This window comes from Pseudomonas sp. P7779 (assembly GCF_013386315.1).
Classification (GTDB): Bacteria; Pseudomonadota; Gammaproteobacteria; order Pseudomonadales; family Pseudomonadaceae; genus Aquipseudomonas.
On sequence record NZ_JACARZ010000097.1, the window covers coordinates 1 to 11,780 of the forward strand.

The 11,780-nt window shown below is 62.0% G+C and carries 8 protein-coding genes; 7 read left to right on the forward strand and 1 reads right to left on the reverse strand.

What is annotated here, in order from left to right; genetic code table 11:
* Positions 1–139 precede the first annotated feature (139 nt).
* The 4 genes from HX869_RS25695 to HX869_RS25710 all read left to right on the forward strand — a co-directional run bounded on the left by HX869_RS25695 (position 140) and on the right by HX869_RS25710 (position 7,483).
* Positions 140–1,051 (forward strand): SDR family oxidoreductase, encoded by a 912-nt coding sequence (locus HX869_RS25695; RefSeq protein ID WP_008438591.1) that lies wholly within the window; start codon positions 140–142, stop codon positions 1,049–1,051.
* Between the two features lie 485 nt (positions 1,052–1,536).
* Entirely contained in the window at positions 1,537–3,327 is a 1,791-nt protein-coding gene (locus HX869_RS25700) for a DUF1302 domain-containing protein (protein ID WP_178903831.1), read from the forward strand.
* Positions 3,328–3,353: 26 nt separating this feature from the next.
* Positions 3,354–4,721 (forward strand): DUF1329 domain-containing protein, encoded by a 1,368-nt coding sequence (locus HX869_RS25705; protein WP_003212808.1) that lies wholly within the window; start codon positions 3,354–3,356, stop codon positions 4,719–4,721.
* 272 nt (positions 4,722–4,993) lie between these two features.
* Entirely contained in the window at positions 4,994–7,483 is a 2,490-nt protein-coding gene (locus HX869_RS25710) for a LuxR C-terminal-related transcriptional regulator (RefSeq protein WP_177027944.1), read from the forward strand.
* A 155-nt stretch (positions 7,484–7,638) separates the two neighbouring features.
* Here HX869_RS25710 and HX869_RS25715 read toward each other — a convergent pair whose 3' ends face one another.
* Positions 7,639–8,427, reverse strand: a complete 789-nt coding sequence (locus tag HX869_RS25715) for an IclR family transcriptional regulator (RefSeq protein WP_003212804.1) — start codon at positions 8,425–8,427, stop codon at positions 7,639–7,641.
* 119 nt (positions 8,428–8,546) lie between these two features.
* On the opposite strand from HX869_RS25715, the gene hmgA reads away from it, so the two are divergent.
* From hmgA to maiA, 3 genes are read left to right on the forward strand one after another with little or no spacing between them, the layout of a single operon-like run.
* Positions 8,547–9,830, forward strand: a complete 1,284-nt coding sequence (gene hmgA / locus HX869_RS25720; RefSeq protein ID WP_102368144.1) for a homogentisate 1,2-dioxygenase — start codon at positions 8,547–8,549, stop codon at positions 9,828–9,830.
* A 3-nt stretch (positions 9,831–9,833) separates the two neighbouring features.
* Positions 9,834–11,120: a fumarylacetoacetase gene (fahA, locus tag HX869_RS25725; RefSeq protein WP_102368145.1), complete on the forward strand. Its 1,287-nt coding sequence runs from the start codon at positions 9,834–9,836 to the stop codon at positions 11,118–11,120.
* A 12-nt stretch (positions 11,121–11,132) separates the two neighbouring features.
* A complete protein-coding gene (maiA, locus tag HX869_RS25730; RefSeq protein WP_087695183.1) occupies positions 11,133–11,768 on the forward strand; it encodes a maleylacetoacetate isomerase in 636 nt (211 codons plus the stop codon).
* Positions 11,769–11,780: the final 12 nt, after the last annotated feature.

Genomic DNA, 11,780 nt, shown 5'->3' on the forward strand with positions numbered 1-11,780 from the left:
GATATGTCCCCCATCTAACCCACACCAATCATCCCCCAGCCTTATCGCGCACCATTCACCCCCAACCGTATTTATTGTGACCACAAGCCCCGTGCCTGACACTCAACCCATCCACCCCTAACCACCCCTGGAGTCCCCAATGAGTGAGCCTGTGCAGTTCCAAGACAAGGTCGTGATCGTCACCGGTGCCGGCGGCGGACTAGGCCGCGCCCACGCACTCCTGTTCGCCAGACACGGCGCCAAAGTGCTGGTCAACGATCTTGGCGGCTCAACCCAGGGCGAAGGCGCCAACGCCTCGGCGGCCGACCGCGTAGTGGCCGAAATCCGCGAAGCCGGCGGCATCGCCGAGGCCAACCACGACTCCGTCACCGACGGTGACAAGATCGTCCAGAACGCCCTCGACGCCTTCGGCCGCATCGACGTCGTGGTCAACAACGCCGGGATCCTGCGGGACAAAACCTTCCACAAAATGGAAGACAGCGACTGGGACCTGGTCTACCGCGTACACGTCGAAGGCGCCTACAAAGTCACCCGCGCCGCCTGGCCCCACCTGCGTGAACAAGCCTACGGCCGCGTGATCTTCACCGCCTCGACCTCAGGCATTTACGGCAACTTCGGCCAGTCCAACTACGGCATGGCCAAACTCGGCCTGTACGGCTTGACCCGAACCCTGGCGCTGGAAGGCCGCAAGAACAACATCCTGGTCAACGCCATCGCCCCCACCGGTGGTACACGCATGACCGAAGGCCTGATCCCGCCGCAAGTCTTCGAACGCCTCAAGCCGGAATTGATCAGCCCGCTGGTGGTGTACCTGGGCAGCGAGGCGTGTCAGGAAACCTCCGGGCTGTTTGAGGTGGGCGGCGGCTGGATCGGCAAGACCCGCTGGGAGCGCAGCCTGGGGGTTGGGTTTGATCCTGAAGCCGGGTTCTCCCCGGATGATGTCGCCGCCCACTGGCAGCAAATCTGTGACTTCGACGGGGCCGCTCACCCCAAGGACAACATCGAGGCCTTGAAGGAGATGATGGCCAACCTGCAGAAGTACAGCCTGTGATCATTACGTGAAAAAGTTTTAATCAAGCGGGGCGCCATGGCGCCCCGCTTTATTTCAGGCATAAAAAAAGCCGCTGCAAAGGCAGCGGCTGAAGTAAGACGTTTGATCAAGGAGCAATAAATCAACGTCAGTGAACACCGGTAACAGATTGAAAATATTGATCAATCCATAAAAAACTGGCTGTTCTTCCAGGTTCTGGAAGCGGGCGGTTTGCCCTGAAAGCCAGGCAAGAATAGGCTTTTGTTACAAAATGAAAAATAGCGATTCGAGACAAGGACTGTTACCAAACCCGCAACAGTGGCAATAACACCTCATCCATCCCCCTGATAATCCTTCATCCATCTCGTCCATGGCCTCTCCAAGACCCCGGCCAGAGCGCCCTCTCATCCTTTCGAGCGACAACACGAATACCTCCTTGGTGCGCTTATCGCTCCTGATCGCGGGCAGTAGGGTGGGGCCTTCTGTCACACCACCGGGGAAGACGCATGACAAAAACAACAATGCGCGCCATCTTCAGGCCACAGGCGCTGGCCGCTGCGGTTGCTTTGGGTTGCTGTGCCCAGGCGCAGGCTGTTTCGTTCAACATCGGCGAGATCGAAGGGCAATTCGATTCCTCGCTGTCGGTCGGTGCCAGCTGGGGCATGCGCGATGCCGACAAGAAGCTGGTGGGCATTCCCAACGGCGGAACGGGCCAGGCTTCCACCGGCGATGATGGTCGCCTGAACTTCAAGAAGGTTGAGACCTTCTCCAAGATCTTCAAGGGCATCCACGACCTGGAACTCAAGTACGGCGACAGCGGCGTGTTCGTGCGCGGCAAGTACTGGTACGACTTCGAACTGCAGGACGAAGACCGCGAATTCAAGCAGATCAGCAATAACCACCGCGACGAAGGCGCGCGCTCTTCCGGCTACGAATTACTCGATGCATTTGTCTATCACAACTATTCCATCGGCGATTTGCCGGGCAACGTGCGCGTCGGTAAACAGGTGGTCAGTTGGGGGGAAAGTACGTTCATCGGCAACTCCATCAACAGCATCAACCCCATCGACGTTTCCGCGTTCCGCCGCCCTGGCGCCGAGATCAAGGAAGGCCTGATTCCGGTCAACATGGTGTTCGCCTCCCAAAGCCTCACCAACCAGTTGAGCGTGGAAGGTTTCTACCAGTTGAACTGGGAAAACACCGTGGTGGACAACTGCGGCACCTTCTTCGGTAACGACGTGGTGGCCCATGGCTGCAACGGCAACTACACCGTCGGCAGCCCGGCGATTGCACCATTGCAACCGGTAGCGGCGGCGTTTGGCCAGGGCTTCCAGGTTACGAAAGAAGGCGTAGTGGTGCAGCGTGCAAAAGACCGCGAGGCGCGCGATGGCGGCCAGTTCGGCATGGCGTTGCGCTGGCTGGGAGATGACACCGAGTACGGCCTGTACTTCATGAACTATCACAGCCGCACGCCCACCGTCGGTACCATCACCGCCAACACCAACCTGGCAACCATTGGCGCTATTGCCAACGCGGCCAACGGGATCGCCCCGGGTACCGGGGCCGGCCTGGCGCAAAGCACGATGCTCGGTCGCGGCCAGTATTACCTCGACTACCCGGAAAACATCCGCCTGTTCGGTGCCAGTTTCTCCACCACCTTGCCCACCGGCACCGCCTGGACCGGCGAAATCAGCTACCGCCCGAATGCTCCCGTACAACTCAACACCACCGACCTGACGCTGGCCCTGGTCAACCCGATTGCCGGCAACGCCGCTTCACCGATCAGCAGTTCCTTCGGCGCCGACAACGCCGGCTACCGCCGCAAGGAAATCACCCAGATCCAGAGCACCATGACCCAATTCTTCGACCAGGTACTGGGCGCCGAACGCCTGACCCTGGTGGGCGAGGCGGCCTTTGTGCACGTCGGCGGGCTGGAGGCGAAATCCAAGCTGCGTTATGGCCGTGACTCGGTCTACGGCCAATACGGTTTCGGCGGCGACACCGATGGGTTTGTCACGGCCAACTCCTGGGGTTATCGCGCCCGGGCCATCCTCGATTACAACAACGTATTCGCCGGGGTCAACCTCAAGCCCAACGTGTCGTGGTCCCAGGACGTCAGCGGCTACGGCCCCAACGGCCTGTTCAACGAAGGCGCCAAGGCCATCAGCGTCGGCGTGGATGCGGACTACCGCAACACCTACACCGCGAGCCTGAGCTACACCGACTTTTTTGGCGGTGACTACAACACCCTCACCGACCGCGACTTCATCGCCCTCAGCTTTGGCGTGAACTTCTGATTTGGCTTAAGTAAGGACAAGAGACTATGCGCAAAATGATTCTGCAATGCGGGGTGTTGGCCCTGAGCCTGTTGGCCGCCAACGTGATGGCCGCAGTGTCGCCGGAAGAAGCGGCCAAGCTCGGCACTACCCTGACCCCGGTGGGCGCCGAGAAGGCCGGTAACGCCGATGGTTCGATCCCGGCATGGACCGGTGGTATCCCGAAAAACGCCGGGGCGGTGGACAGCAAAGGCTTCCTCGCTGACCCGTTTGCCAATGAAAAGCCGCTGTTCGTGATCACCGCCGCCACGGTCGACAAGTACAAGGACAAACTCTCCGAAGGCCAGGTGGCGATGTTCAAGCGCTACCCGCAAACCTACAAGATCCCCGTGTACCCGACCCACCGCACGGTCAACCTGCCGCCGGAGATCTACGAGTCGATCAAGCGCAGCGCGCTCAACGTGCATGCGATCAACGACGGCAATGGCCTGGAGAACTTCACCGGCAACCGCTACTACGCGTTCCCGATTCCGAAGAACGGCGTTGAGGTGCTGTGGAACCACATCACCCGTTACCACGGCGGCAACCTGCGCCGCATCATTACCCAGGCCACGCCGCAAACCAACGGCAGCTACACGCCGATCCGTTTCGAGGAAGAAGTGGCCGTGCCGCAACTGATCCCGGACATGGACCCGGTCAAGGGCGCCAACGTACTGACCTTCTTCAAACAATCGGTGACCGCCCCGGCGCGCCTGGCCGGCAACGTACTGTTGGTGCATGAGACGCTCGACCAGGTGAAGGAACCGCGCCTGGCCTGGGTCTACAACGCCGGCCAGCGCCGGGTACGCCGTGCGCCGCAAGTGGCCTACGACGGGCCGGGCACTGCGGCCGACGGCCTGCGCACCTCGGATAACTTCGACATGTTCTCCGGCGCCCCCGATCGCTACGACTGGAAGCTGGTGGGCAAGAAGGAGATGTACATCCCCTACAACAGCTACAAGCTCGACTCGCCGACCCTCAAGTACGATGACATCATCAAGGCCGGCCACATCAACCAGGACCTGACCCGCTACGAGCTGCACCGGGTCTGGGAAGTGATCGGCACGGTCAAGCCGAGCGAGCGGCACATCTACGCCAAGCGCCACATGTACATCGACGAAGACAGCTGGCAGGTGGCGCTGGTGGACCACTACGACGGCCGCGGCCAGCTGTGGCGTGTTGCTGAAGGTCACGCGCAGTTCTACTACGACCACCAGGTGCCGGCCTACACCGTCGAAACCCTGTACGACATCATCGCCGGGCGCTACATCGCCCTGGGCATGAAGAACGAAGAGAAGAGCAGCTTTGTGTTCGGCTTTGCGGCCAAGGCGGCCGACTACACGCCGGCAGCATTGCGCTCGGAAGGCGTGCGCTAAAACCTGATTGAAATGCGATCAAACTGTGGGAGCGGGCTTGCTCGCGAAAGCGGTCTGTCAGTTAAAGCATCAGTGACTGATACACCGCCTTCGCGAGCAAGCCCGCTCCCACATTTACGGTGTTCCACCTTTAGAACGAGTGCCGGGTGGCCTTTTGGCTCCCGGCTTTTTTATGCCCGCCAATCAGCCTGCTGAATACTCCTCAACAACCGCCAGCCACAGGACTAGGGTAGGGCGCACGCCGCCTAATAATAAAAAACAGGGACGCAGTAATGACCGCCATGACCCGTTGTCTGGATCGTCCTGGATTCATGCCACGCTTGTCTCCCCATCATCTGTTGCGCCCGCGCCTGGCCGTGCCGCTGCTCAACGCCACTGCGCGGGTGAAGTTGCTCTGCGCCCCGGCCGGCAGTGGCAAGAGTGCATTGCTCGCCGAGTGCGCGTTGCAGGCGCCTTCGCAGTGCCAGGTGTACTGGTTGCCGCTGAATGGCGTGGCCTCGGATTTGTGTCAGCGCCTGGCGCAAAGCCTTGGCCTCGACTTTGTTGATGAGCCCACCTTGCTGCTGGCCCTGAACCGCTGGCAAGCGCCGGCCTGGTTGTTTCTCGATGACTTCTGCCGCGTGCCGGCGCCTGAACTGGATGGGTTGCTTGACCGCATTCTGGCGGCCAGCAGCCCGGCCTTGACCTGGTGGATCGGCGCGCGGCGGCGGCCGGCCTGCAACTGGCCCCGGCTGTTGCTTGATGATGAGCTGTGGGAATGCAGCGCTGCCGAGTTGGCGTTTGACCCCAGCGAAATCCAGCACTTGGCCGGGCCCAGCGCCGACAAGGTGTTGCAGTTCAGCGCCGGCTGGTGCGCCGGAGTGCGTATCGGATTGCTTGAAGGCGACGGGCACCCGGACAAAACCTTGCTCGACTACCTGCAACACGAGTTGTTCACGGGCCTGGCGCCGGAATTGGCCGAGGCCTGGCGCGTGCTCGCGCACCTGCCACGCTTCAACCCGAGCTTGTGTGACCACCTGTTCGGCTTTGGTGACGGCGGCAACTACCTGCGAGACTTGCAGACGCTGGGCGCCTTTATCGAGCCCTGGGAAGAGTCCACCGACTGGCTGCAAGTCTTCCCGCCACTGGCCCAACTGATGCGCGCCGAACCCTGGCCAGCGAGGCGCTCCTGGCACCGGCGCGCGTGCCAATGGTTTACCGCCGCCGAGGACTGGCAAGCAGCCTTTGAGCAAGCGTTGCAGGCCGAAGAGTACGAAGTGGCCGTGAGCCTGTTGCAGCATTTCAGTTTTGAAGACCTGTTCCGCCAGCAAAACGCGGTGCTGTTGTTGCGCCTGCATGAGCAGCATGGCGATGAATTGATGCTGGGCTCGGCGCAACTGGTGGGCTTGGTAACGGCGGCGTTGCTGTTTGCCGGGCGTTTCGACCAGGCGGCGTTGTGCATTGACCAACTGGCGCGTTTCACTCCGCAACCGACCGCGCACCTGCAGCGTTATCTGCTGGCCCGCTGGCAGGCGCAATGGGGCTGGCTGTTGCATCTGGGCGGCGAAGCCGCACGGGCCCGGGAACATTTTCTCGAAGCCCTGCAAGACTTGCCCGAGAGCGCCTGGACGTCGCGCCTGATGTGCCTGTCGGGCCTGACCCAGCAAGCCTTGCTGCGTGGCGAGCTGGACGTGGCCCAGGCGCTGAACCGCGAGGCGTTGTGCCTGGCGCGCTCCCACGGCTCACTGCTGTTGGAGGCATTGTTGGAGCTCGATCATGCGCAGTTGCTGGAGCAGCGCGGCGCGCCGTATCGGGCCCAGAGCCTGCTGGAAAATGTGCAGCGCATGCTGGTGCAACAGCGGCTTAAAGCCGGGCCGTTGATGGGGCGGATTTGCTTGCGACGTGGGCACCTGGCGCTGCGCCAGGGCCACGACGGCGTGGCCGCCGAATGCTTCGAATCCGGCCTGGGCATGTGCCTGCACAGCCAGGACAAACGCGTGCTCTACGGCTACCTGGGACTGGCGCTATTGGCCGCCAACAAGGGCGATTACGCCCAGGCGTTTATCCAGTTGCGCGACGCTGAGCGCCTGATGCAGCAACGTCAGGTGCCCGACACCGTCTATCGCGCCGTATTGCTGTTGCTCAGCGGGCATTTCTGGCTGCAACAGGGTCGCGCCGAACTGACCCTGGAGGCGGTGACCCGGGTGCTGCGGCACTACCGTGGCCCCAAGGCGAAACAAGCACCGCCGGCCACCCTGGAGTTGATCCCCAGGCTTGAATATTTGCAGGTGCTGGCCGAAGTGAAATTGCATCGCGCCGAAGAGCCTGTCGCCCGCCTGAGTGCGTTACTGGAGGCCGCCCGTCAGCGGGGCATGCTGTGCCTGGAAGCGGAGTTGCACTTGGTGCTGGGGGAAGTGGCCTGGCAAGTCGGCGATCGCCCGTTGGCCGTGCGCTCGCTGGAAGCCGGATTGGAACTGGCGGGGCGTTGCCAGGTACAGCAGGCGATTCGCGAGCTGCGCCTCAGGCAACCGGGGTTGTTGAGTGCATTGGGGCTGGAACCGCAGGAATGCCCGGCGGCGGCGGGGGAAAATCCCCTGAGCCAGCGCGAGCTTGAGGTGCTGCAACTGATTGCCCAGGGCAATTCCAATCTGGAAATTGCCAGCCAATTGTTTATCTCGCTGCACACGGTAAAAACCCATGCGCGGAGGATTCACAGCAAATTGGGGGTGGAGCGGCGCACCCAGGCAGTGGCCAAGGCCAAGACGCTGGGCTTGATGGCTTGAAGCCATGCACTATTCGTCAAACAATGACGATCAAATGTGGGAGCGGGCTTGCTCGCGAATGCGGTGTATCAGTCACTGATGCTTTAACTGACAGACTGCATTCGCGAGCAAGCCCGCTCCCACATTTTGTTCTGTTGTGTGCCTGATACTGAGCGTCAGGGCTGATAACCCATGCGCCAACTCACCGCCTGGGTCGCCGCCAGCAAACGCTTCGCCGCCGGGCCGTCTTCGTCGGCATGGAACAGCGACGTCGGTCCCACCACGGTCAACACCGCAGCCACTTGCCCGACCGCGTTGAACACCGGCGCCGACAACGCGTCCACACCCGGCATCAGCAAACCATGCACAAAGTGCAAGCCGCGCTGGCGGATCTGCTCACAGGTGGTGGCGTAGGTTTGGTCATCCGCCAACGCATGGGCAACGCCCGCCTGAATCTCCCGCTCGCGCAACTCCACGGTTTCCCGCGACGGCAGGAACGCACTGAACACCAGCCCGGTGGACGAACTGAGCAACGGCAACACCGAGCCCAATTGCGTGACCACCGTCACCGCGCGCACCGCCGGCTCGATATGCACCACCGTCGCGCCCTGGTTACCCCAGACGGCCAGGAAGCAGGTTTCATTCAACTCATCCCGCAGTTCCGCCAGGGGCAGGGCGGCGACTTTCAGCACGTCCATGCTGCCCAGCGCGGCCAGCCCCACGCGCAAGGCTTCGCGGCCCAGGCCGTAATGGTTGGTGGCGGTGTTCTGTTCGGCAAAACCCGAGGCAATCAGCGCCTGCAAATAACGGTGGACCTTGCTCGCCGGCATTTGCACGTGCTCGGCCAGGCGCGACAACGAGGTGGCCGGCGACAGTTCAGCCAGGGCCTTGAGGATGTCGGTGCCCACTTCAGCCGAGCGGACTTTCTGTTTACCGGTGTCGCGGGGGGCGGGCGGCTTTTCCATGGAAGGCATGAATCCGAAAGACGAATGGGCGTCTTTATAGCTTGACGGTCAACAGGTATCAAATTACGTTATTCGTAACTGGATTACGATAAAAACAACTTCCGCTCAGAGGACGATCCATGACCCTCGAATACCAATCGGGTTTTGGCAATGAATTTGCCACTGAAGCCTTGCCCGGTGCATTGCCCGTCGGCCAGAACGCCCCGCAGAAAGCGCCCTACGGGCTGTACACCGAACTCTTTTCCGGCACCGCCTTCACCATGGCCCGCAGCGAAGCCCGGCGCACCTGGTTGTACCGCATCCAGCCGTCGGCCAATCACCCGGCGTTCGTCAAGCTGGAACGGCAATTGGCCGGTGGACCGCTGGGCGCTGTGACGCCCAACCGCCTGCGCTGGAACCCGCTGGATATTCCGGGTGAGCCGACAGATTTCGTCGATGGCCTTGTAGGCATGGTCGCCAATTCCGGATCGGAAAAACCCTCGGGCATCAGCATCTACAACTACCGCGCCAACCGTTCGATGGACCGCGTGTTCTTCAACGCGGACGGCGAACTGTTGATTGTTCCCGAGCAGGGCCGCCTGCGCATTGCGACCGAACTGGGTGTGCTGGAAGTCGAGCCACTGGAAATCGTCGTGCTGCCCCGCGGCCTGAAATTCCGCGTCGAACTGCTGGATGCCCAGGCCCGCGGTTACGTCGCCGAGAACCATGGCGCGCCACTGCGCCTGCCGGACCTTGGTCCTATCGGCAGCAACGGCCTGGCCAACCCACGGGATTTCCTCACGCCCGTCGCCCATTACGAAGACCTCAAGCAACCGACCACGCTGGTGCAGAAATTCCTCGGCGAACTGTGGGGCTGCCAGCTCGACCATTCGCCGCTGAACGTGGTGGCGTGGCACGGCAACAACGTGCCGTACAAATACGACCTGCGTCGTTTCAACACCATCGGCACCGTGAGCTTCGATCACCCGGACCCATCGATCTTCACCGTATTGACCTCGCCCACCAGCGTGCACGGCCTGGCCAACCTCGATTTCGTGATCTTCCCGCCCCGCTGGATGGTCGCCGAAAACACCTTCCGGCCACCGTGGTTCCACCGCAACCTGATGAACGAATACATGGGCCTGATCCAGGGTGCCTACGACGCCAAGGCCGAAGGCTTCGTGCCCGGCGGCGCGTCGTTGCACAGCTGCATGAGCGCCCACGGCCCGGATGGCGAGACCTGCACCAAAGCCATCAACGCGACGCTTGAGCCCCACAAGATTGATAACACCATGGCGTTCATGTTCGAGACCAGCCAGGTGCTGCGTCCCACCCAGTTCGCCCTTGAATGCTCGCAGCTGCAACCTTCCTACGACGCTTGCTGGGCCTCGCTCCCTGCAACCTTCAACCCGAATCGGAGATAACCCATGACTCAGCCTAATCTCACCCGCAGTTGGGTGGTTTCCGCCAACGGTCACCGGGATTTCCCGCTGCAAAACCTGCCGTTGGGGGTGTTCAGCGTTAATGGCTCGGCACCGCGCAGTGGCGTGGCGATTGGCGAGCAGATTCTTGATCTGCACGCCGCGCTGGAATGCTTTGAAGGCGAAGCCCGCCGGGCCGTTGAAGCCACCGCTGGCGGCCAACTGAACGCATTTTTCGAACTCGGCCGTGGCCCGCGCGTGGCCCTGCGCGAACGCCTGCTGGAACTGTTGGCCGAAGGCAGCGACCAGCAAGGCAAACTGCAAGCTGCGCTGCACCCGGCTGCCGATTGCCAAATGCACCTGCCGGCCAGGATCAACGACTACACCGACTTCTACGTGGGCATCGAGCACGCGCAAAACGTCGGCAAGCTGTTCCGCCCGGACAACCCGCTGCTGCCCAACTACAAGTATGTGCCGATCGGCTACCACGGCCGCGCGTCGACGATTCGCCCGTCGGGCACCGAGGTCCGCCGCCCGAAAGGCCAGACCCTGCCAGCCGGCCAGACCGAGCCGACCTTCGGCCCCTGCGCACGCCTGGACTACGAGCTGGAGCTGGGCATCTGGATCGGCCAGGGCAATGCCATGGGCGACTCGATTGCCATCGGCGACGCGGCTGATCACATCGCCGGTTTCTGCCTGCTCAACGACTGGTCGGCGCGGGATATCCAGGCCTGGGAATACCAGCCGCTGGGCCCGTTCCTGTCGAAGAGTTTCATCACCAGCATTTCGCCATGGGTGGTGACGGCTGAAGCCCTGGAACCGTTCCGCAAGGCACAACCGGCGCGCCCTGAAGGCGACCCCCAACCACTGCCATACCTGCTGGACAAGCGCGACCAGGCGGCCGGTGGTTTTGATATCGAACTGGAAGTGCTGCTGACCACCGCCTCGATGCGCGAGCAGAACCTGCCGGCCCATCGCCTAACCCTGAGCAACACCCAACACATGTACTGGACCGTCGCGCAGATGGTTGCGCACCACAGCGTCAATGGCTGCCAGTTGCAGGCGGGTGACCTGTTTGGTTCGGGCACCTTGTCGGGGCCTGAAGCCGGACAATTCGGCAGTCTGCTGGAAATCACCGAGGGCGGTAAAAAGCCGATCGAACTGGCCTCCGGCGAGGTGCGGAAATTCCTTGAAGATGGCGACGAAATCATCCTGCGTGCCCGCTGCACCCGCGACGGTTTTGCCTCCATCGGCTTCGGCGAATGCCGGGGTACCGTGGTCGCGGCGCGCTGAGAGGGCAGGGCCATGGAACTCTATACCTACTACCGCTCCACTTCGTCCTACCGGGTGCGGATCGCGCTGGCCCTCAAGGGCCTGGACTTCACCGCCGTGCCGGTCAACCTGCTGGTGCCCAAGGGCGGCGCCAACCATCAGCCGGAGTACCTGGCGATCAACCCGCAAGGTCGCGTACCGGCCTTGCGCACCGATGAGGGTGATGTGTTGATTCAGTCGCCGGCGATCATCGAGTACCTGGAGGAACGTTATCCACAGGTGCCGTTGCTCTCCACGGATCTGGCAACCCGCGCCCATGAGCGCGCGGTGGCGTCGATCATCGGTTGCGACATTCATCCGCTGCACAACTCCAGTACCCAGAATCTGCTCAAGCAATGGGGGCACGATGAAGCGCAGGTGCTGGAGTGGATCGGGCACTGGATCAGCCAGGGCCTGGCGGCGGTTGAGCAGTTGATTGGTGATCAGGGTTACTGCTTTGGCGAGCAGCCGGGGATGGCGGATACGTTCTTGATTCCACAGTTGTATGCGGCCGAGCGGTTCAAGGTGTCGCTGGCGGCGTACCCGCGCATTCAGCGGGTGGCGGGGTTGGCGGCGCAGCATTCGGCGTTCATGGCGGCTCATCCCGCCAACCAACCGGATACCCCATAAATCTCCAGGCTC

Coding starts and splice junctions, on each gene's coding strand:
- HX869_RS25695 (WP_008438591.1), top strand. CDS start 140: ATGAGTGAGCCTGTGCAGTTCCAAGACAAGGTCGTGATCGTCACCGGT.
- HX869_RS25700 (WP_178903831.1), top strand. CDS start 1,537: ATGACAAAAACAACAATGCGCGCCATCTTCAGGCCACAGGCGCTGGCC.
- HX869_RS25705 (WP_003212808.1), top strand. CDS start 3,354: ATGCGCAAAATGATTCTGCAATGCGGGGTGTTGGCCCTGAGCCTGTTG.
- HX869_RS25710 (WP_177027944.1), top strand. CDS start 4,994: ATGACCGCCATGACCCGTTGTCTGGATCGTCCTGGATTCATGCCACGC.
- HX869_RS25715 (WP_003212804.1), bottom strand. CDS start 8,427: ATGGAAAAGCCGCCCGCCCCCCGCGACACCGGTAAACAGAAAGTCCGC.
- hmgA (WP_102368144.1), top strand. CDS start 8,547: ATGACCCTCGAATACCAATCGGGTTTTGGCAATGAATTTGCCACTGAA.
- fahA (WP_102368145.1), top strand. CDS start 9,834: ATGACTCAGCCTAATCTCACCCGCAGTTGGGTGGTTTCCGCCAACGGT.
- maiA (WP_087695183.1), top strand. CDS start 11,133: ATGGAACTCTATACCTACTACCGCTCCACTTCGTCCTACCGGGTGCGG.